Origin of the sequence: Streptomyces sp. NPDC014764, from assembly GCF_043082785.1 — a bacterium.
Classification (GTDB): Bacteria; Actinomycetota; Actinomycetes; order Streptomycetales; family Streptomycetaceae; genus Streptomyces; species Streptomyces althioticus.
The window spans coordinates 147190-168826 of sequence record NZ_JBIBXY010000001.1; the positions used below are offsets into that span (position 1 = coordinate 147190).

Consider the following 21637-nt stretch of genomic DNA (forward strand, 5'->3'; position numbering starts at 1 on the left):
GCCGTCAGTCCTTGTGGACCGTGCCGTCCGGGTCGAGGCCGCGGAAGGACAGCAGCACGATCAGGATGCCGCCGCACACGATGGCCGAGTCGGCCAGGTTGAACACGGCGAAGTGCTTGGGCGCGATGAAGTCGACGACCGCGCCCTCGAAGACGCCCGGCGAGCGGAAGATCCGGTCGGTGAGGTTGCCCAGGGCGCCGCCGAGCAGCAGGCCGAGCGCGATCGCCCAGGGCACGCTGTAGAGCTTGCGGGCCAGGCGGAAGATCACCACGATCACCGCCGCCGCGATGACCGTGAAGATCACGGTGAAGGCCTCGCCGAAGCCGAAGGCCGCGCCCGCGTTGCGGATCGCCTCGAAGCGCAGCCAGTCGCCGACGACCTCGATCGGCTCGTGGTGCTCCAGCTCGGCGACCACGATCATCTTGCTGACCAGGTCGAGGAGGTAGGCGAAGGCGGCGACGGCGAACAGGACGGCGATCCGCCGCCTGCCGCGGGGCCGCTCCGCCTCCTCCGTCGTACCGTCGGCGCCGGCCGGCTCCCGACCGTCCCGGTCCCGCAGGTCCCGGTCCTCGATGTCCCGGTCCTGCCCGTCCCGGTCCGCGTCCGGGGTGTCCGGCGTACCGATGATGCGCTCCGCCTCTGCCACGTGAGTCCCTCAGCCTAGGTCCTTGACTGAGGACGAGGGTACGGCACGGCCTGCGAGGCCGCTCCTCAGTACCGGCGCTCCTGCTTCTGCTTGCACTCGACGCAGAGGGTGGCCCTCGGGAAGGCCTGCATACGGGCCTTCCCGATGGGTTTGCCGCAGTTCTCGCACAGGCCGTAGGTGCCCGCGTCGAGCCGCTGGAGCGCCCGCTCGAACTGGTCGAGCATCTCGCGCGCGTTCGCCGCGAGGGCCAGTTCGTGCTCGCGCGTGATGTTCTTGGTGCCGGTGTCGGCGTCGTCGTCGCCGGCTCCGTCGCCGGAGTCCCGCATCAGGCCGGCCAGCGACCGCTCCGAGGAGCTGATCTCCTCGCGCAGCCGCAGCACCTCCGACATCAGCTCGGCCCGGGCCTCCTCGGCCTCTGCGTCGGTCCACGGCTCCTCGCCGGGACGCACCGCCAGCTCGCCGGGCTCCACCGCGCCGTGCCGGGCCTTGGGCACGGCGGTCGCCGCCGCTGCGGCCGCCGGACCAGGGGTCTTCTTCGCACCCACCGTCGTCACTCCCGTCTGCGCCGCGGCCTCGGCCGCGTCCGCGTCGTCGGCCGCGCTGTGCCCGGCCCCGTCCTGAGCGGACCCGCTGGTCCTGGCCGCACCTTTCCCCTCGGGGGCGCCCTCACGGCCGCCCCCACCCCGACCCGCGGCGGCCGCCTTCCCGGCGGTCCCCCGTGCCGGCTTCTTGCCGGCGAGCTTCTTCGCCGTGGCCTTCCGGCCTCCGGCCTTCGCGGTGGCACCCTTCGACGCCGTCGTCCCCGACGCGGCCTCGGCCGCACCGGCCTTCGTCTCGGCGGCCTCGGCCGCCGCACCCTTCTTCGCCACCATGGCCGAGGCCCCTTCACATATTGTGATCTTGCGCGCGAATCGTGCTGGGACGATAAATCGACTCGAGCCCTGCGGCAACGGGGCGCACCGCACGGTCACCTCGCCCGCGCACCCCGCGCGGCGACCTGCATGCGTTGTGCCCAGCTACCCGCCGGGTATGCCGCCCGCACGGACGTCCCGGCGCTCCGAACAGACGTACCACTCCATTCGGGGCATTCCCGGGCACACCGTCGCGGGAAATGCGGTCGGCCGCCCGTCCCGCCGCGCCGTACACTGGGCGGAGCGAGAAGCGTGGATGGGGACGAGTAGCGGCGTACGCAGCCCAGAGCGACCCGGGGACGGTGTGAGCCCGGGGGTCAGCGCGACGTGAAGATCACCCCGGAGCCGCCGGAAGAAAGCCGCAGCCGCGGCGAGTAGAACCGGCATCGCGACCCGAATGAGGGGGCTCACCGGAGCGCACGGCGCTTCGGAGGGCCAAGGAGGGTGGTACCGCGGGAGCGCGCCGACGGCGGCGCAAGGACACAGCTCTCGTCCCTCCGGTCGGAAGGCAGCAAGTCCGCCGGAGGAAGCCCGCTGATGACAACGCCGACGTACCGCCCGGTACCCGCCCAGGTCGACCTGCCCGCCCTCGAGCACACGGTGCTCAGGTTCTGGGACGAGCAGAAGATCTTCGCCAAGAGCCTGGAGCAGTCCGAGGGCCGCCCCGAGTGGGTGTTCTACGAGGGCCCGCCCACCGCCAACGGCATGCCCGGCGCCCACCACATCGAGGCCCGCGTCTTCAAGGACGTCTTCCCCCGCTTCCGGACCATGCGCGGCTACCACGTGGCCCGCAAGGCCGGCTGGGACTGCCACGGCCTCCCGGTGGAGCTGGCGGTGGAGAAGGAGCTGGGCTTCTCCGGCAAGCAGGACATCGAGGCGTACGGCATCGCCGAGTTCAACGCCAGGTGCCGCGAGTCGGTGACCCGGCACACGGACGCCTTCACCGAGCTGACGACCCGCATGGGCTACTGGGTCGACCTCGACGAGGCCTACCGCACGATGGACCCGGAGTACATCGAGTCCGTCTGGTGGTCGCTGAAGGAGATCTTCTCCAAGGGCCTGCTGGTCCAGGACCACCGAGTCGCCCCCTGGTGCCCGCGCTGCGGCACCGGCCTGTCCGACCACGAGCTGGCCCAGGGCTACGAGACGGTCGTCGACCCGTCGGTCTACGTCCGCTTCCCGCTGACCTCCGGCCCACTGGCGGGCGAGGCGGCCCTGCTGGTGTGGACGACCACCCCCTGGACCCTGGTGTCCAACACCGCGGTCGCCGCGCACCCCGACGTCACCTACGTCGTCGCGACGAACGGCGAGAGCACGGAGAAGCTGGTCGTGGCCGAGCCGCTGGTCGAGAAGGCGCTCGGCGAGGGCTGGGAGACCACCGGACAGACCTTCACCGGCGCCGAGATGGAGCGCTGGACGTACCGGCGCCCCTTCGAGCTGGTCGAGTTCCCCGAGCCCGCCCACTACGTGGTCAACGCCGAGTACGTCACCACCGAGGACGGCACGGGTCTGGTCCACCAGTCCCCCGCGTTCGGTGAGGACGACCTCAAGGTCTGCCGCGCCTACGGCCTGCCCGTGGTCAACCCGGTCCGCCCCGACGGCACCTTCGAGGAGGACCTGCCGCTGGTCGGCGGGGTCTTCTTCAAGAAGGCCGACGAGCAGCTCACCGAGGACCTCAAGCAGCGCGGCCTGCTCTTCAGGCACCTGCCGTACGAGCACAGCTACCCGCACTGCTGGCGCTGCCACACGGCGCTGCTCTACTACGCGCAGCCGTCGTGGTACATCCGCACCACCGCCGTCAAGGACCGGCTGCTCCAGGAGAACGAGAACACCAACTGGTTCCCGGACACGGTCAAGCACGGCCGCTACGGCGACTGGCTGAACAACAACATCGACTGGGCGCTGTCCCGCAACCGCTACTGGGGCACCCCGCTGCCCATCTGGCGCTGCGAGAACGACCACCTCACCTGCGTCGGCTCGCTGACCGAGCTGAGCGAGCTGACCGGCACCGACCAGTCGGGGCTCGACCCGCACCGCCCGTTCATCGACGAGGTCACCTTCGACTGCCCGCAGGACGGCTGCGGCGCCACGGCCACCCGCGTGCCCGAGGTCATCGACGCCTGGTACGACTCGGGCTCCATGCCGTTCGCGCAGTGGGGCTACCCGTACAAGAACAAGGAACTCTTCGAGTCCCGGTACCCCGCGCAGTTCATCTCCGAGGCCATCGACCAGACCCGCGGCTGGTTCTACACGCTGATGGCGGTCGGCACGCTGGTCTTCGACAAGTCCTCCTACGAGAACGTCGTCTGCCTCGGCCACATCCTCGCCGAGGACGGCCGCAAGATGTCCAAGCACCTGGGCAACATCCTGCAGCCGATCCCGCTGATGGACCAGCACGGCGCGGACGCGGTGCGCTGGTTCATGGCGGCCGGCGGCTCTCCGTGGGCGGCCCGCCGAGTGGGCCACGGCACCATCCAGGAGGTCGTCCGCAAGACGCTCCTCACGTACTGGAACACGGTCGCCTTCCAGGCCCTGTACGCCCGCACGTCGAACTGGGCGCCGAGCGAGGCCGACCCGGCCCCGGCCGAGCGTCCGGTGCTGGACCGCTGGCTGCTTTCCGAACTGCACGCCCTCACCGACCAGGTGACCCAGGCGCTGGAGAACTACGACACCCAGCGGGCCGGCAAGCTGCTGTCGGCGTTCGTCGACGACCTGTCCAACTGGTACGTCCGCCGCTCCCGCCGCCGCTTCTGGCAGGGCGACAAGGCCGCGCTGCGCACCCTGCACGAGGTCGTGGAGACGGTGACCAAGCTCATGGCCCCGCTCACCCCGTTCATCACCGAGCGGGTGTGGCAGGACCTGGTCGTCCCCGTCGCGCCGGGCGCGCCGGAGTCGGTGCACCTGTCCTCGTGGCCGGAGGCGGACCTGTCCGCCGTCGACCCGGAGCTGTCCCGCCGGATGGCGCTGGTGCGCCGCCTGGTGGAGCTGGGCCGCGCCACGCGCGCCGAGTCGGGCGTCAAGACCCGTCAGCCGCTGCGGCGGGCGCTGATCGCGGCGGCCGGCTTCGACACGCTCGACCCGGAGCTGCACGCCCAGATCACGGAGGAGCTGAACGTCGAGTCGCTGGCGCTGCTGTCCGAGGTCGGCGGCTCGCTGGTGGACACCACGGCCAAGGCCAACTTCCGCGCGCTGGGCAAGCGGTTCGGCAAGCGCGTCCAGGACGTGGCCAAGGCGGTCGCGAACGCGGACGCCGCGGCGCTGTCCCTGGGCCTGCGCGAGGGCACGGCCTCCGTGGAGGTCGACGGCGAGACGATCACCCTCTCCCCGGACGAGGTGATCATCACAGAAACGCCGCGCGAGGGCTGGTCGGTGGCGTCCGACGCGGGCGCCACGGTCGCCCTGGACCTGGAGATCACCGAGGAGCTGCGCCGCGCCGGTCTGGCCCGTGACGCGATCCGGCTGATCCAGGAGGCCCGCAAGAACAGCGGCCTGGACGTGGCCGACCGGATCGCCCTGCGCTGGACGTCGGAGGACGCCGCCACGGCGGCCGCGCTGACGGAGCACGCGGAGCTGATCGCCGACGAGGTGCTCGCCACGGACTTCGCACGGGGCGAGGCGGACGACGCCTACGGCGCCCCGTTCACGGACGAGGGCCTGTCCCTGACGTTCCGTCTGCGCAAGGCGTAACCACCGTCACACGCCGAAGGCCCGGCCCCCCGGGGGAAGTTGTCCGGGGGGCCGGGCCTTCGGCGTTGCGTCCGTCGGACATGTCCGTCGCATCCGAACAAACGGAACGAACCCGGGGAAACCAGCGGGAACACGCGTAGCACAAGGGCGGGGCCCCGGGTTGGTGAACCCGGGGCCCCGCCCTGAACGCTGCCGACTGCTACGCCGTACCTATGGCCACAGGGCCGTCAGTTGTCGTCCTCGTCGATCAGGAAGCCACGCATAGGCGAGGGAGCCTGACCCATCGGCGACGGGCCCTGCGGACGGACCGGAGCCATGGGCTGGGTCATCGCAGGCTGCATCTGCTGCTGGCCGCCGTAGGACGGGCCGGACTGGCCGCCGGGGCCACCGCCCATCGTCTGGTTGCCGCCGTAGGACGGGGCACCCGCGCCGGCCGGAGCCATCGAGGGCGCCGGGGACGGCGGCAGGGACGGAGCGGCGCTCGCGGGCTGACGCGGCGGGGCGAGCGAGTCGTCCGCCTGGGTCTCCAGCTGGCGCAGCTGCGACTCCAGGTAGGACTTCAGCCGCGTGCGGTACTCGCGCTCGAAGCCGCGCAGGTCCTCGACCTTGCGCTCCAGCGTGGCGCGGGCGGACTCCAGGGAGCCCATCGCGACGCGGTGCTTCTCCTGCGCGTCCCGCTCCAGGGCGTCGGCCTTGGCACGGGCGTCACGCTCGAGACCCTCGGCACGCGAACGCGCCTCGCCCACGATCTTGTTGGCCTCGCTGCGGGCCTCCGCGATCGCCTGGTCGGCGGTCTGCTGGGCCAGCGACAGGACGCGCGCGGCGCTGTCGCCACCGGGACCCCCCTGACCGGGGAGACCGGGACCGCCCATGGGACCGCCCATCGGGCCGCCAGGGCCCATCTGCCCCTGCATCGGGCCGCCCTGGCCCATCGGCCCGGGACCCTGGCCCATGGGGCCGGGACCCTGCGGGCCGCCCTGTCCGCCGGGGCCGGCGGGCAGCTGAGGAGCACCGCTCGGCAGCTGGGGCGGGCCACCCATGGGGCCGCCCATCTGCTGCTGCGGCGGGCCCGATATGCCGGCGGGCACCGGAGCGCCGGGACCTCGCATGCCCTGCTGGGGCATGCCGGGAGGCGGACCCTGCTGTTGCTGCTGGTCCTGCTGTTCCGGAGGCTTGCGCATGTTCTGCTGGTTCTGCGCCGCGGCACGCGTGGCGGCGGCCAGCTTGGCGCGCAGGTCCTCGTTCTCGCGCAGCAGGCGCGTCAGTTCGGCTTCGACCTCGTCGAGGAAGGCATCGACCTCGTCCTCGTCATAGCCTTCTCGGAGGCGGACGGTCGTGAACTGCTTGTTCCGCACGTCCTCGGGGGTCAACGGCATCTCTTCACCTCAACGTAGTCATCGGCAGTCGGCAAGACCGTATCGTCCAGCCTCATCACACAAACCTCTGTGCGACGGAGATGAGGATCCAGACGATGATCATCAGGACGAAGAAGGACAGGTCGAGCGCCACGCCCCCGAGACGCAGCGGCGGGATGAACCGCCGCAGAAGCTTCAGCGGTGGATCGGTGACAGTGTAGGTGGCCTCCAGAACGACCACCATCGCCTTGCCGGGTTGCCATGAGCGGGCGAACTGGAACACGTAATCCATGACCAAACGGAAGATCAGCACGATGAGGAACACCATCAGCGCGATGTAGATCACCTGCGCGAACACGCCCATGGTCTGCTTTTCCCTCTCCCCTGTACCGCTCTTGTCCGGTCCTGCGTCTCAGCTCTGGTTGAAGAACCCGCCCTCTGCGATGCGGGCCTTGTCCTCCGCCGTGACATCGACGTTAGCAGGCGACAACAGGAACACCTTCTGCGTCACCCGCTCGATACTGCCGTGAAGACCAAACACCAAACCCGCCGCAAAGTCGACAAGTCGCTTCGCGTCTGTGTCATCCATCTCAGTCAGATTCATGATCACCGGGGTGCCCTCACGGAAGTGTTCCCCGATGGTACGGGCCTCGTTGTAGGTCCGGGGGTGAAGCGTGGTGATCCGGTAAGGCTCTCGTTCCGACACGACCTTGGGCATGATCACCGGTGCGTTCTTCTCCAGGCTGGCGCGTTCTTGTGTGATGGATGCCACGGGCGCGATCCGCGCCGGGCGGGGTGATTCCGCGGGCAGCGAAGCGGACCGGGACACCGGTTCGCGAGGCGCGGGCGGATGGACGACTCGTACCTCTTCGCCCCTTTGCGGCTGGTGTGTTCCGTGGGATTGGTGCGACGGCTCGTGCCGCCGGTGGTCCCGCTCCGGCTCAGGGTCGAGTTCCGGTTCGAAATCGTCGTCTGGGTCGAATCCGCGGCCGTCGTACCCATCGTCCTCCACGAGGCCGAGGTAGACCGCCATCTTGCGCATCGCGCCGGCCATGCTCCGAGTCCTCCGCTCTGTGGTGGATCCGCTGACGACCGCCAAGTGCCCGCGATCCACTGGGTCCTTGTTCCGCCGTTGGGCGGAAATGACCATATTTTCTGCTGTGGTCCGACTTCTTGGCGACGTTACCCGAGCCTGGGGCGGACTCCGAGTACCGCACTGCCGACGCGCACATGTGTCGCTCCGGCGGCCACGGCCTGTTCGAGGTCCGCACTCATCCCTGCCGACACCATGTTCGCAGCCGGATGGTTCCGGCGCAGGTCGGTCGACAAATCCATCAACCGCTCGAACGCCGCCTGTTGGCGGCCGGCGTACTCCCCGGTGAGCGGCGCGACGGTCATCAGGCCGTCCAGCCGCAGCCCTTCGGCGCCGGCCACCAGGTCGGCCAGCTCCGCGACACCGGAGGGCGCCACGCCGCCGCGCTCGCCCCGGCCGTCCACGCCGGCGTCGAGCGCCACCTGGATGAGGCAGCCGACCTCACGCCCGGTCCGGACGGCCTCCTTGGAGAGCGCCGACACAAGACGGGCACGGTCGACAGACTGCACGACATCGGCATAACCGACCACCGAACGCACCTTGTTGGTCTGAAGTTGACCGACGAAATGCCACACAAGGGGCAGATCAGCGCAGGCCGCCGCCTTCGGGGCGGCGTCCTGGTCGCGGTTCTCGGCGACGTGCCGCACGCCGAGTCCGGAGAGGATCCGCACGTCGCTCGCGGGCCAGGTCTTGGTGACCACGATCAGCGTCACCTCGTCGCGTCCGCGACCGGCCGCGTCGCACGCGGCGGCGATCCGCTCCTCCACTCTCGCCAGATTCACGGCGAGTTCGTCCTTACGGTCCGTCATGTCCTCGGGTCCAGCCACACATAACTCGCGAGCCGCCCGGTGGTGCGGTCGCGACGGTACGAGAAGTGATCGTCCGACTCCCGTGTGCACACGGGCGAGCGCCCGGCGCCGGAGACGCCCAGCCGCTCGAGTTGCGCGTGCACACCCTCGACGACGTCGACCGCCGGGGTGCCCCAGCTCGTCTCCGCGTACGCCGCCGGCTCGACGGCGGCCACGTCGGCGCGCATGCCCTCCGGCACCTCGTAGCACCGGCCGCAGACGGCGGGTCCGGTGCGCGCGACGATCCGGGCGGGGTCGGCCCCGAGGTCGGTCATGGCCCGGACCGCGGCCGGGACGACCCCGGCGACCAGTCCGGGCCGGCCCGCGTGCGCCGCGGCGGCGACACCCGCGACGGGGTCGGCCAGCAGCACGGGCACGCAGTCGGCGGTGAGCACGGCGAGGGCGAGTCCGCGCCGCGCGGTGACGACCGCGTCCACCTCGGGCACCGGACGGTCGCCCCACGGCTCGTCGACGACGACCGCGTCCGCTCCGTGCACCTGGTTCATCCAGACCACGCGGGCCGGGTCCACGCCGAGCGCCCTGGCGGCCAGTTCGCGGTTGGTCCGCACGTTCCCGGGGTCGTCGCCGACCGCGCCCCCGAGGTTGAGCTCCTCATACGGAGCGGCGCTCACCCCGCCCCACCGGTCGGTGAAGCCGAAGTGCGCGCCGCTCACGCTCTCGCGCTGTCCTATCACTTCAGGAAGTCCGGGACATCCAGTTCCTCGGCCGCGCTGTCGTAGCTCCGGGACGGCGGGACGGGGGGCTGGACGGCCGGGATGTCGGCCACGGGCTCGGGGGCCGGGGCCGGCTCCGGGTCCTCCTTCGGCGTGACGCTGCCGAGCGAGCCGAAGGACGGGCGGCTCTCCGGGCGGCCCGTTGGGGCGGGCTCCTCGCGCTTGGCCGAGGAGGAGCCGAGGACGTTGTCCCGCTTGGCGGGCGGCTGGCCGCCGTCGAAGCCGGCGGCGATGACGGTGACCCGCACCTCGTCGCCGAGGGCGTCGTCGATCACGGCGCCGAAGATGATGTTGGCCTCCGGGTGTGCGGCCTCGCTGACCAGCTGGGCGGCCTCGTTGATCTCGAACAGGCCGAGGTCGGAGCCGCCGGAGATGGAGAGCAGGACGCCGCGGGCGCCGTCGATGGACGCCTCGAGCAGCGGGGAGGAGATGGCCATCTCGGCCGCGGCCACCGCGCGGTCGTCACCGCGGGCCGAGCCGATGCCCATGAGGGCCGAACCCGCCTCGGACATGACCGACTTGACGTCGGCGAAGTCGAGGTTGATGAGACCGGGGGTGGTGATGAGGTCGGTGATGCCCTGCACACCGGAGAGCAGGACCTGGTCGGCCGACTTGAAGGCGTCGAGAACCGACACCTGGCGGTCCGAGATGGACAGCAGCCGGTCGTTGGGGATCACGATGAGGGTGTCGACCTCTTCGCGGAGTTCCGCGATGCCGTCCTCGGCCTGGTTCGCGCGGCGCCGTCCCTCGAAGGTGAACGGGCGCGTGACCACACCGATGGTGAGGGCGCCGAGGGAGCGGGCGATGTTGGCCACGACGGGCGCGCCGCCGGTGCCGGTGCCGCCGCCTTCACCGGCCGTCACGAAGACCATGTCGGCCCCCTTGAGGACCTCCTCGATCTCCTCGCGGTGGTCCTCGGCGGCCTTGCGGCCGACGGCCGGGTTCGCTCCGGCGCCGAGTCCGCGGGTGAGTTCACGGCCGACGTCGAGCTTGACGTCGGCGTCGCTCATCAACAGCGCCTGCGCGTCGGTGTTGATGGCGATGAACTCGACGCCCTTGAGACCGACCTCGATCATCCGGTTGATGGCATTGACACCACCGCCGCCGACACCGATGACTTTGATGACTGCGAGGTAGTTCTGCGGTGCTGCCACGTCGAAGGCCTCTCGCCTCGAGTTACGTGTCGCCGGGGCGCCGGAGCAACTGCTGCCCCCGCGATCCGACGACTGATGCCGAATGGGACGGTCCGTATCGCCGACCCGAACCCTAACGTTGAAGTTTAGGGTTACCAGTGTGTCTGTTCCCTGGAGTCTTCTGAACAGGACACTAAGTCGACACGTGGCGCACGTTCAACGAACACGCCGAACCTCCCGTTTTTCTTTTCACCCTATGTGATCAGCCGTGTCGCTGCCCAACCAGGGTGCTGGCCTGCGCGGATGTGCGTCAACTCCCTGATGACGCCGGGGCGCTGGGAACACTGACGTCGAAGTGCCGTGCGTCCGGCTCCGCTTTCATCAGCGCGGTGAGGGCGCGCGCCTTTTGCGCCCCCTTCTCGCTGCTTCCCCAGTCGACCGTACGGCCGTCCGTGAGTTCCAGCGAGATGGCGTCGTAGGAACGGACCTTGACGCTGCGTGTTTCCGCCGCGAGGGACTCGGGGACGGCGCCGGCCACGCGTACCGCCTCCCGCACCAGACGGTCCTCGCCGAATCGGCGGTGGCTGGCCGCGGAGGACCCGGAACGGGAGAGATCCATTTCCAGCGCGGGCACCCCCTCGGGCGCTTTCTCGACGGTGGCGAACCGCACGCCGTCGTCGTCCACTTCGACGAACTTGCCGCCCTTGTGGACCAGGAGGACCGGGGTGCGCTCGGTGACCCGGAGCCTGATCCCGTCGGGCCAGGAACGGACCGCGTCGACGGTGTCGATGCGGGGCAGCGCCTCGGCGGCCCGCTTCTCGATGGCCCCGGTGTCGACCGAGACGAGCTGTTCCCCGAGGGGCACGTCGGCCGCCTCACGGACCTGGTCCGGCGTCAGGACGTCGGTCCCGGACACCGAGACGCGCTCCACGCGGACCAGATCGGAGCCGTACAGCAGCCAGAAGGCTCCGCTGCCGAGGAACAGGAAGGCGACCGCCGATGTGATGATCAGACGAAGACGCCGTCGCCGTACGGCTCGTACGGGCGGCGGGCCGGACGACTCCCGCTTGCGTTCACCGCGCTCGGCGGTCGTCGATCCGGCCACGCTCCCTGCCTTCCGTCACATGCCTCTACCTGTGGGCACGGGCGGCGACCGCCTCGTACACCATGCCGACGAGCAGCTCGTCGGCGTCCCGGCGGCCGAACTCGCTTGCGGCGCGGGACATCTCGTACAGCCGGTGCGGGTCGGCGAGCACGGGCAGCACGTTCTGCTGGACCCACTCCGGGGTCAGGTCCGCGTCGTCGACCAGCAGTCCGCCGCCGGCCTTCACCACCGGCTGGGCGTTCAGCCGCTGTTCGCCGTTGCCGATGGGCAGCGGGACGTAGGCGGCCGGGAGTCCGACGGCGGAGAGCTCGGCGACGGTCATCGCACCCGCGCGGCAGAGCATCATGTCCGCCGCCGCGTACGCGAGGTCCATCCGGTCCAGGTAACTTACCGGGATGTACGGGGGCATGCCCGGCATCTGCTGCACGTGCGGCAGTTCGTTCTTCGGGCCGACCGCGTGCAGGATCTGGATGCCGGCCTGCTGGAGCCACGGGGCGACCTGCTGGACGACCTCGTTGAGCCGGCGGGCGCCCTGCGAGCCGCCGGAGACCAGCAGCGTCGGCAGGTTGGGGTCGAGCCCGAACGCGGCGCGCGCCTCGGGGCGCACGGCGGCCCGGTCGAGAGTGGCGACGGTGTGCCGCAGCGGGATGCCGATGTAGCGCGAGTTGCGCAGCTTGCTGTCCGGGGTGGCGACGGCGACCTGGGCGGCGTAGCGGGAGCCGATCTTGTTGGCCAGGCCGGGGCGGGCGTTGGCCTCGTGGATGACGATCGGCACACCGAGGCGCTTGGCCGCGAGGTAGCCGGGCAGGGCGACGTAGCCGCCGAATCCGACCACGACGTCGGCCCGGGTCCGCTCCAGGATCTGCTCGGTCGCCTTGATGGTGCCGCGCAGCCGGCCCGGGACCGTGATCAGCTCGGGGGTCGGCTTGCGTGGCAGCGGGACGGCGGGGATCAGCGCCAGTTCGTACCCGCGCTCGGGTACGAGACGGGTCTCCAGGCCGCGCTCCGTGCCCAGGGCCGTGATGCCCACGGACGGGTCCTGCCTGCGCAGCGCGTCCGCGAGGGCGAGCGCGGGCTCGATGTGGCCCGCGGTTCCTCCGCCGGCGAGTACGACATGCACCGAAATTCACCGCTCTCCGGACGAACGCGCCCCCGGGGCACGCCGTCGCATCGTGTTCCATCTCCGGGGCCGCTGAGAACCCCCGATCCGCTTTTTACCAAAGCGGGGTTGCCGCATCGCAAGCGCCATCCGCGCAGCGGGGTCCTCACGCGCGAAGGCGATGAGCAGCCCGATGGCGAACATGGTCGGCAACAGGGCGGACCCGCCGTAGGAGAACAGCGGGAGCGGGACTCCGGCGATCGGCAGCAGACCGAGCACCGCACCGACGTTGATCACGGCCTGCGCCGTGATCCAGGTGGTCACGCCTCCCGCGGCATACCTGACGAAGGGGTCCTCCGTGCGTCCGGCCACGCGGATACCCGCATAGCCTAGAGCGGCGAACAGGGCGAGCACCGACAGCGTCCCCGCCAGGCCCAGTTCCTCACCGGTGACGGCGAAGATGAAGTCCGTGTGCGCTTCGGGCAGTTCACCCCATTTCTCCAGACTCGCACCGAGCCCGGAGCCGAAGATCCCGCCGGAGGCCAGGGCGTAGATGCCGTGCACGGCCTGCCAGCAGTCGACCGGACCGGTCTGCGGCTCGGTGGCACCGAGGCAGGCGAGCCGGGCCATGCGGTTCTCGCTGGTGCGGATGAGGATGGCGCCGAGCAGCGCGGCGACCGCCAGCACCCCGGCGAACAGCCGGGTCGGGGCGCCCGCCAGCCACAGCAGGCCGAAGAGGATCGCGGTGAGGATGATGGCGGTGCCCATGTCTCCGCCGAGCATGATCAGCCCGAGCAGCATGAACGCGGCAGGCACCAGCGGCACCAGCATGTGTTTCCACTGGGTCAGCAGCCGCTTGTCGTGTTTGCGGGCGAGCAGGTCGGCGCCCCACAGCACCAGCGCCAGCTTGCCGAACTCGCTGGGCTGGAGCTGGAAACTGCCGCCGAGCGCGATCCAGTTCTGGTTGCCGTTGACCGCGACTCCTATCCCCGGAACCTGCACCAGGGCCATCAGGAAGACGGCGCACGCGAGGATGGGGTAGGCGAGCGCACGGTGCAGCTTCAACGGCATCCGGGAGGCCACCAGCAGCAGCACGGCGCCGATCGCGGCGGCCAGCAGCTGCTTGCGGAAGAAGTACGAACCCGGCAGCGACATCTGCAGCGCCGTGATCTGGGAGGCCGAGTAGACCATCACCAGCCCCAGCACGGTGATCAGCAGACTGCCGCCGAGGATCACGTAGTACGCGGTCAGCGGCCGGTCCCAGGCCCTGCGCGCCCGGGTCACCAGGGTGCGCACGGGGTTCTCGCCCTGGGGGCGGGGCGCGACGGGGCGCCGGGCGGCCCGCTGGACGGGCGGACGGCCGGTACGGCTACTGGACATCGCGACCTCCGCGGTACGCCGGCCAACAGGTCTCGGACGGTCCCACGCGTCCCTCCCAGGGTCGCCCGGCGCGCCGGGGCGGCCGGGGTCAGGCGCCGAGCTCGCGCACCGCCTGTGCGAACGCGTCACCGCGCTTGTTGTAGTTGGCGAACATGTCCATCGAGGCGCAGGCCGGGGCCAGCAGCACCGTGTCACCGGGGCGTGCCAGCCGCCGCGCCTCCTGGACGGCCTGGAGCATCGCCCCAGTGTCGGTCCGCTCGAGGTCCACGACGGGTACTTCCGGCGCGTGTCGCGCGAGGGCTTCGCGGATCAGGGCCCGGTCCTTGCCGATCAGCACGGCGCCGCGCAGCCGCCCGGCCGCCCCGGCGACGAGTTCGTCGAAGGTGGCGCCCTTGGCGAGCCCGCCGGCGATCCACACGACGGAGTCGTACGCGGCCAACGAGGCCTGCGCGGCATGCGTGTTGGTGGCCTTGGAGTCGTCGACGTAGGCCACGCCGTCCACGTCCGCCACGTGCGCGATGCGGTGGGCGTCCGGACGGAAGTTCCGCAGGCCTTCCCGCACGGCACCGGCGGGCACCCCGTAGGCGCGGGCGAGGGCCGCCGCGGCAAGGGCGTTGGCGATGTTGTGCGGAGCGGCCGGCTTCACGTCGGCGACCTCGGCGAGCTCCTGGGCGTTCTTCTGCCGGTTCTCCACGAAGGCGCGGTCGACCAGGAGGCCCTCCACGACGCCGAGTTGGGAGGGGCCGGGGGTGCCGAGGGTGAAGCCGACGGCGCGGCAGCCCTCCTCGACGTCGGCCTCGCGGACGAGGTCCTCGGTTGCCTTGTCCGCCGTGTTGTAGACGCAGGCGATCCGGTTGCCCTCGTAGATGCGGCCCTTGTCCCTGGCGTACGCCTCCATGGAACCGTGCCAGTCGAGGTGGTCGGGCGCCAGGTTGAGGACGGCGGCGGAGTGGGCGCGCAGGGAGGGCGCCCAGTGGAGCTGGTAGCTGGACAGCTCCACGGCGAGCACGTCGTACTCCTCGTCGCCGAGCACCGCGTCGAGGAGCGAGACGCCGATGTTGCCCACGGCGGCGGTGCGCAGGCCCGCCGCCTCCAGGATGGAGGCGAGCATCTGCACGGTGGTGGTCTTGCCGTTGGTGCCGGTGACCGCGAGCCAGTCGGCCGCGCCGGGCTTCCTGAGCCGCCAGGCGAGTTCGACGTCGCCCCACACCGGCACGCCTGCCGCGTCCGCCGCCGCGAACAGCGGCTTGTCCGGCTTCCAGCCGGGCGCGGTGACGATCAGCTCGGTGGAGTCGGGCAGGGTGTCGCCGTCCCCGAGGCGGACCGTGACGCCGAGCGCCTCCAGTTCCGCGGCCTGCTCCCGGGCCCCGGCGTCGTCGCCGTCGTTGACGACGGTGACCCTCGCGTCGAGTCCGTGGAGTGCCTTGGCCGCCGGGACGCCGGAGACGCCGAGTCCCGCGACGGTGACGTGCTTGCCCTGCCAGTCGGTCACTTGTCCGCTGCCCATCCCGCGTAGAAGAGGCCGAGTCCGACGATCACACAGATGCCCTGGATGATCCAGAAGCGGACCACCACAAGGACTTCGGACCAGCCTTTGAGTTCGAAGTGATGCTGGAGCGGCGCCATCCGGAAGACCCGCTTACCGGTGAGCCGGAAGGAGCCGACCTGGATGACCACCGACATCGTGATGAGGACGAACAGGCCGCCGAGGATGGCGAGCAGCAGCTCGGTGCGGGAGCAGATCGCCAGACCCGCGAGCACACCGCCGAGCGCCAGGGAACCGGTGTCGCCCATGAAGATCTTGGCCGGGGAGGTGTTCCACCACAGGAAGCCCAGGCAGGAACCCATCAGCGCGGAGGCCACGACGGCGAGGTCCAGCGGGTCGCGCACCTCGTAGCAGGCGCCCGGGTTGGTCAGCGTCTCGCCGTTGGCGCAGGACTCCTGGAACTGCCAGACGCCGATGAAGGTGTAGGCGCCGAAGACGAGCACGGAGGCGCCGGTGGCCAGACCGTCCAGGCCGTCGGTGAGGTTCACGCCGTTCGACATGGCGAGGATCATGAACAGCGCCCAGATCACGAACAGCACCGGACCGATGGTCCAGCCGAAGTCCGTGATGAACGACAGCTTCGTGGAGGCGGGGGTCTGCCCGCGGGAGTCCGCGAACTGCAGGGACAGCACCGCGAAGGCGACGCCGACGATCAGCTGGCCGGCCATCTTCGCCTTGGCCCGCAGACCCAGCGAACGCCGCTTGACGATCTTGATGTAGTCGTCGAGGAAGCCGACCAGGCCCATGCCGACCATCAGGCCCAGCACCAGCACGCCGGAGTACCGCGGCGACTCGCCGCTGATCACCTTGGAGAGGAAGTAGGCGGCGACCGTCGACAGGATGAAGGCGATGCCGCCCATCGTCGGCGTACCGCGCTTGCTGGCGTGCTCGCGCGGGCCGTCGTCGCGGATGTACTGCCCGTATCCCTTGCGGGCGAGCAGCTTGATCAGCAGCGGCGTGCCGATCAGCGTCAGGAAGAGGCCAATGACTCCTGCGAACAGGACCTGATTCATCATCGGGCGGCGACCTCACCCTCGGCACCGGTCTCGAGCAGCGCCTGCGCCACGCTCTCGAGCCCGACCGAACGGGACGCCTTCACGAGTACGACATCCCCCGGGCGCAATTCGCTGCGCAACAGGTCGACCGCCGCCTGTGCGTCGGACACGTGCACCGACTCCTCACCCCACGAACCCTCGTTATATGCGCCCAGTTGCAGCCAGGCGGCTTCCCTGCCCCCGACCGCGACGAGCTTGCTGACGTTGAGCCGGACGGCGAGCCGTCCGACCGCGTCGTGCTCGGCGAGCGCTTCGTCCCCGAGCTCGGCCATCTTGCCGAGCACCGCCCACGTACGTCCCCCCTTTGCCCGTGAGGCTTCGCCCATCGCAGCCAGCGCACGCAGCGCGGCCTTCATGGACTCGGGGTTCGCGTTGTAGGCGTCGTTGACGACCGTCACGCCGTCCGGTCGCTCGGTGACCTCCATGCGCCAGCGGGAGAGGGAGCCCGCCTCGGAGAGCGCGCGGGCGATCTCGTCTGCGGACATGCCCAACTCGTGGGCGACGGCGGCCGCGGCGAGCGCGTTCGACACGTGATGCTCACCGTACAGGCGCATGGTCACATCGCTTGCACCGGAGGGTGTGTGAAGCCTGAAGGAAGGCTGTCCGCTGTCCGTGAGTCGCACGTTCTCGGCGGAGACGTCCGCTTCGCCGGACTCTCCGAAAAGGATCACCTTCGCCTTCGTACGGGAGGCCATGGCGCGGACGTAGGGGTCGTCCGCGTTGAGGATCGCGACGCCGCCCTCCTCGGCCGGCGGCAGCGACTCGACGAGCTCGCCCTTGGCCTGGGCGATCTGCTCGCGCCCGCCGAACTCGCCGATGTGCGCGGAGCCGACGTTCAGCACGAGGCCGATCCGCGGCGGCGTCAGACCGGTGAGGTAGCGGATGTGGCCGATGCCCCGCGCCCCCATCTCCAGCACGAGGAACCTGGTGTCCTCGGTGGCGGTGAGCGCGGTCAGCGGCAGCCCGATCTCGTTGTTGAGGGAGCCGGGCGTGAAGACGGTGGGGGCCTTGCTGCGCAGCACCTGGGCGACGAGGTCCTTGGTGCTGGTCTTGCCGGCCGACCCGGTGAGGGCGACGAGGGTGACGCCGAGCCGGGTCACGACGTGCCGGGCGAGAGCCCCGAGGGCGGCCTGGACGTCCTCCACGACGATCGCGGGCACCCCGACCGGCCGGGAGGCGAGCACGGCGACCGCGCCCGCCTCGACGACCTGGGCCGCGAAGTCGTGGCCGTCCACGCGCTCGCCGACGAAGGCGACGAAGAGGCTCCCCGGACCCGCCTCCCGGGAGTCCCGGACCACCTCGCCGGTGACCAGGACGGAGGGGTCCGGTATGTCGTGCGTCTGCCCGCCGACGACTTCTGCGATCTCGGCGAGGGAGAGGGCGATCACAAGTTCATCCCTGGGTCTTCTTGATGGCTTCGCGAAGCACCTGGCGGTCGTCGAAGGGACGCACCACCCCGGCGATGTCCTGTCCCAGCTCGTGGCCCTTGCCGGCGACCAGCACGGTGTCGCCGGGCTCGGCCCGGGCGACGGCGGCGGCGATCGCGGCGGCCCGGTCCTCGAAGACCGCGACCTCGCCGCGCTCGTGGGCGGGCACCGAGGCCGCGCCCTGGAGCATCGTGGCGAGGATCGCCAGCGGGTCCTCGGAGCGGGGGTTGTCGGAGGTCAGTACGGCGGTGTCGGCGAGCCGCGCGGCGGCCGCGCCCATCGGCTCCCGCTTGGTGACGTCACGGTCGCCGCCGCAGCCGAGCACGACGTGCACCCGGCCCTCGGTGACCTTGCGCAGGGCGCGCAGCACCGACTCCACGGCGTCCGTCTTGTGGGCGTAGTCCACGACCGCCAGGTACGGCTGGCCCACGTCGACGCGCTCCAGGCGGCCGGGCACGCCCGGCACGGCGGCGACGCCGTCGGCGGCGGACTGCGGGTCGAGTCCGGCCACGGCCAGCGCGACGATCGCGGCCAGGGAGTTGGCCACGTTGAACGGGCCCGGCAGCGGCGAACGGGCGGTGACGCGCTCGCCCTCGGGACCGACCACGGTGAACGCCGAGTCCAGCGGGCCGACCCGGACGTCCTCGGCGCGCCAGTCGGCGTCCGGGTGTCCCTCGGCGGAGTAGGTGACGACCGGGACGCCGGCCTCCTTCACCAGGCGGCGGCCGTACTCGTCGTCCACGTTGACCACGCCGAGCCGGCTGCGGGCGGGCGTGAACAGCTGCGCCTTGGCCTGGAAGTAGTCCTCCATCCCGGAGTGGAACTCCATGTGCTCCGGGCTGAGGTTGGTGAAGACGGCGATGTCGAAGACGCAGCCGTCGACCCGGCCGAGGACCAGGGCGTGGCTGGAGACCTCCATGGCCACGGCCTCGGTGCCGCGTTCGCGCATGACCGCGAACAGCGCCTGGAGGTCGGTGGCCTCGGGCGTGGTGCGCTCGGACTTGATGCGCTCGTCGCCGATGCGCATCTCGACCGTGCCGATCAGTCCCGTGCTGCGGACGGTCCGCAGACCGCCCTCGACGAGGTAGGCGGTGGTGGTCTTGCCGGAGGTGCCGGTGATGCCGATCTGGAGCAGATCGCGGCCGGGGTGGCCGTAGATGGTGGCGGCCAGTTCACCCATCCGGGCCCGCGGGTCGTCGACCACGAGGGCGGGCAGGCCGGTCGCGGCGACGCGTTCGGCGCCCGCCGGGTCGGTGAGCACGGCGGCGGCCCCGAGGCCCGCGGCCTGGGTGACGAAGTCCGCGCCGTGGACGCGGGCGCCCGGGAGGGCGGCGTACAGGTCCCCGGGCCGGACGGCGCGCGAGTCGTGGGTGATGCCCGTGACCTCGGCGGCCTGCGCGGGTGCGGGGACACCCAGCTGACCGGCGAGTTCCGCGAGGGGTGCGGCGGAGACCTGGTCCGGACGGGGCGGTCCCGGATATGTCACGGGGTGGCCCTTCTGGGTGGTTTGGGACTGATCAGCGTGTGGCACGGCGGTGAGCGTACCGGGCGTAGCGCTCGGCGGGCCAAGCGAGGGGCCGCGGCGGCTCTGGTTCCCGGGGTCGGGGGTGATCGTTGTCACGAGGTGGTTCCTGGTGGCTCGGTGCTCGGTACGGGATCAGGGCTTGAAGGTGACCGGCAGGGCGGCGGGGGCGGCTCCGGTGGGCGGGACCTGGAGGGTCTTCAGGGAGAACTCCATGACCTTCTTGAAGACGGGGCCGCAGATCTGCCCGCCGAAGTAGCTGCCCTGGGTGGCGTTCTGGATGACGCAGTAGACGGTGATCCGGGGCTTGTCGGCGGGGGCGAAGCCGGCGAAGGACGAGGTGTAGCCGTGGTACTTCCCGGTGGCCGGATCCACGCGGTTCGCCGTACCGGTCTTGCCGGCGACCCGGTACCCCGGAATGCGGGCCTTGGTGCCGGTGCCCTCCTCGTCGTCGACGACCGACTCCAGCATCTGCGCGAGGGTCTTCGCCGTCTTCTCGCTGACGACCCGTGTCTTCTCGGGCTCGGGGGCGGGGGTGAAGCGCCCGTCCGGTCCCTTGGAGCCGCGGACGAGGGTGGGCTCGACGCGGACGCCGCCGTTGGCGATGGTCGAGTAGACGGAGGCGGCCTGCATCGCGTTGATGGAGACGCCCTGGCCGAAAGGAATCGTGTACTGCTGCGAGGTGGACCACTGGTCCGGCGGGGCGAGGATGCCCTTGGTCTCGCCCGGGAAGCCCAGTCCGGTGTGGCTGCCGAGGCCGAACTTGCGCAGGTAGTCGTACAGCACCTTGTTGGCCTGGGACTGGGTCCTGCCCAGCTGGCCGGTGGCGAGGATGGTGCCGATGTTGCTGGACTTGGCGAGGACGCCGTTGAGCGTCAGGTACCAGGTCGGGTGGTCGATGTCGTCCTTGAACAACCGGTCGCCGCGGTGCAGCCGGTTGGGCACCACGACATGGGTGCCGGGGGTGGCGGCTTCCTCCTCCAGCACGGCCGCCATGGACAGCACCTTGGCCGTGGAGCCCGGTTCGAAGGCGTCCTGGAGGGCCGCGTTGCCGAGCGTCCTGGGGTCGGCGTCGGACAGGTCGTTCGGGTCGAAGCCGGGGGCGTTCGCCATGGCCAGGACCTCGCCGGTGCGGGTGTCCTGCACGATGACGTAGCCGCGGTCGGCGGCGGACTCCTCCACCTGCTTGCTGATGGCGTTCTGCGCCGCCCACTGGATGTCGCGGTCGATGGTGAGCTCGATGTCGTCGCCGGGCACGGCCGGGGTCTCCGTGGAGCCCGCGGTGGGCACCAGACGGCCGCCGGACTGGGCGTAGCGGATCTTGCCCTCCTCGCCGGCCAGCCGCTTCTCGAGCTGGAGCTCGACGCCGCCGCTGCCCTTGCCCTCGGCGTTGACCCAGCCCAGTATCCCGGCGGCGAGCTCGTTGTTCGGGTACACCCGCTTGCTGGTCGGCACGGAGAAGACGCCGGCCAGCACGTTGACCGTCGAGCTGTCCGTCTCGGACTTGGCGGCGAGGGCGGACCTGAGGTCCTTGATCTGCCTCCATACCTGCGGGGTCTGCCGCCCGGCCAGTTTCACGTAGCGCAGCGCCGGGTTGTCGGGCCGCAGCTTGCGGACCAGGTCCTCCTGGTCGGCGCCGAGGATCGGGGCGAGCAGCGCCGCGGCCTGCTCGGGCCCGTCGTCGATCTTCAGCTCGTCCGGGGCGAACATCGTGGGGTCGGCGGTGATGTCGTAGGCGTCCTCGCTGGTGGCCAGGGCCACGCCGTTGCGGTCGGTGATCTCGCCGCGTTCGGCGGCCAGCACCTGCCCCACGTAGCGGTTGCGCTCGGCCTTGCCGGCGTAGGTGCTCGCGTCGACGGCCTGGACCTGCACCAGGCGGACGACGAACGCGAGCATGACGAGGGTCAGGCCGACGCCGACCAGGCGCAGCCGGGGGCGCGGGCTGCCCAGCCGGATGGTCTTCGGGGCGCCGGGGCGCGGTCCGCCGGGCCCGCGGGCCGGGCGGGCGCCGGGGCCGGTGCGGCCGCGGGCGGCCGGACGGACGGGCCGGGCGGGTCCGGGCACCCGGCGGCGGGGCGGTTGCCTGTCGGACACTT

At 71.1% G+C, this 21637-nt stretch carries 17 protein-coding genes; 1 reads left to right on the top strand and 16 read right to left on the bottom strand.

What is annotated here, in order from left to right:
* Positions 1-4 precede the first annotated feature (4 nt).
* Together lspA and ACF1AG_RS00675 are read right to left on the bottom strand one after the other, a co-directional pair.
* Positions 5-646: a signal peptidase II gene (lspA, locus tag ACF1AG_RS00670; RefSeq protein ID WP_359601669.1), complete on the bottom strand. Its 642-nt coding sequence runs from the start codon at positions 644-646 to the stop codon at positions 5-7.
* A 65-nt stretch (positions 647-711) separates the two neighbouring features.
* Positions 712-1518, bottom strand: a complete 807-nt coding sequence (locus tag ACF1AG_RS00675; RefSeq protein WP_359601668.1) for a TraR/DksA C4-type zinc finger protein — start codon at positions 1516-1518, stop codon at positions 712-714.
* 576 nt (positions 1519-2094) lie between these two features.
* On the opposite strand from ACF1AG_RS00675, the gene ileS reads away from it, so the two are divergent.
* The gene (gene ileS / locus ACF1AG_RS00680) at positions 2095-5244 is read left to right on the top strand and encodes an isoleucine--tRNA ligase (protein ID WP_387794724.1); all 3150 of its coding nucleotides are present in this window, start codon (positions 2095-2097) and stop codon (positions 5242-5244) included.
* A gap of 227 nt (positions 5245-5471) precedes the next feature.
* On the opposite strand, the gene ACF1AG_RS00685 is transcribed toward ileS, so the two are convergent.
* The 14 genes from ACF1AG_RS00685 to ACF1AG_RS00750 form a co-directional block, all read right to left on the bottom strand.
* Positions 5472-6620 (bottom strand): DivIVA domain-containing protein, encoded by a 1149-nt coding sequence (locus tag ACF1AG_RS00685; protein WP_387794723.1) that lies wholly within the window; start codon positions 6618-6620, stop codon positions 5472-5474.
* A 55-nt stretch (positions 6621-6675) separates the two neighbouring features.
* Positions 6676-6963 (bottom strand): YggT family protein, encoded by a 288-nt coding sequence (locus ACF1AG_RS00690; protein WP_033273006.1) that lies wholly within the window; start codon positions 6961-6963, stop codon positions 6676-6678.
* 48 nt (positions 6964-7011) lie between these two features.
* Positions 7012-7653: a cell division protein SepF gene (locus ACF1AG_RS00695; protein WP_387794722.1), complete on the bottom strand. Its 642-nt coding sequence runs from the start codon at positions 7651-7653 to the stop codon at positions 7012-7014.
* 128 nt (positions 7654-7781) lie between these two features.
* Positions 7782-8501, bottom strand: coding sequence for a YggS family pyridoxal phosphate-dependent enzyme (locus tag ACF1AG_RS00700; protein WP_387794721.1), 720 nt, complete (start codon positions 8499-8501; stop codon positions 7782-7784).
* The gene (pgeF, locus tag ACF1AG_RS00705; protein ID WP_359601664.1) at positions 8498-9235 is read right to left on the bottom strand and encodes a peptidoglycan editing factor PgeF; all 738 of its coding nucleotides are present in this window, start codon (positions 9233-9235) and stop codon (positions 8498-8500) included. Before pgeF ends, ACF1AG_RS00700 begins: the two co-directional genes overlap by 4 nt.
* The gene (ftsZ, locus tag ACF1AG_RS00710; protein WP_387794720.1) at positions 9232-10428 is read right to left on the bottom strand and encodes a cell division protein FtsZ; all 1197 of its coding nucleotides are present in this window, start codon (positions 10426-10428) and stop codon (positions 9232-9234) included. The genes pgeF and ftsZ overlap by 4 nt, the downstream gene beginning before the upstream one ends.
* Positions 10429-10717: 289 nt before the next feature.
* Complete coding sequence (locus ACF1AG_RS00715) at positions 10718-11512, bottom strand: cell division protein FtsQ/DivIB (RefSeq protein WP_391809149.1); 795 nt, start codon at positions 11510-11512, stop codon at positions 10718-10720.
* Between the two features lie 25 nt (positions 11513-11537).
* Positions 11538-12632 (bottom strand): undecaprenyldiphospho-muramoylpentapeptide beta-N-acetylglucosaminyltransferase, encoded by a 1095-nt coding sequence (gene murG / locus ACF1AG_RS00720; protein WP_359601661.1) that lies wholly within the window; start codon positions 12630-12632, stop codon positions 11538-11540.
* A 6-nt stretch (positions 12633-12638) separates the two neighbouring features.
* Complete coding sequence (gene ftsW, locus ACF1AG_RS00725) at positions 12639-13991, bottom strand: putative lipid II flippase FtsW (protein ID WP_391809150.1); 1353 nt, start codon at positions 13989-13991, stop codon at positions 12639-12641.
* A gap of 88 nt (positions 13992-14079) precedes the next feature.
* Positions 14080-15498 carry a UDP-N-acetylmuramoyl-L-alanine--D-glutamate ligase gene (gene murD / locus ACF1AG_RS00730; protein ID WP_391809151.1) on the bottom strand — a complete coding sequence of 473 codons (1419 nt, stop codon included), beginning with the start codon at positions 15496-15498 and terminating at the stop codon, positions 14080-14082.
* Complete coding sequence (gene mraY / locus ACF1AG_RS00735) at positions 15480-16550, bottom strand: phospho-N-acetylmuramoyl-pentapeptide-transferase (protein WP_006131287.1); 1071 nt, start codon at positions 16548-16550, stop codon at positions 15480-15482. Before mraY ends, murD begins: the two co-directional genes overlap by 19 nt.
* Entirely contained in the window at positions 16550-17980 is a 1431-nt protein-coding gene (gene murF / locus ACF1AG_RS00740) for a UDP-N-acetylmuramoyl-tripeptide--D-alanyl-D-alanine ligase (RefSeq protein WP_391809152.1), read from the bottom strand. The genes mraY and murF overlap by 1 nt, the downstream gene beginning before the upstream one ends.
* Positions 17981-17984: 4 nt before the next feature.
* On the bottom strand, positions 17985-19505 hold the full coding sequence (locus ACF1AG_RS00745) for a UDP-N-acetylmuramoyl-L-alanyl-D-glutamate--2,6-diaminopimelate ligase (protein WP_359601657.1): 1521 nt from the start codon (positions 19503-19505) through the stop codon (positions 17985-17987).
* Between the two features lie 171 nt (positions 19506-19676).
* The gene (locus tag ACF1AG_RS00750; protein ID WP_359601656.1) at positions 19677-21635 is read right to left on the bottom strand and encodes a penicillin-binding protein 2; all 1959 of its coding nucleotides are present in this window, start codon (positions 21633-21635) and stop codon (positions 19677-19679) included.
* Positions 21636-21637: the final 2 nt, after the last annotated feature.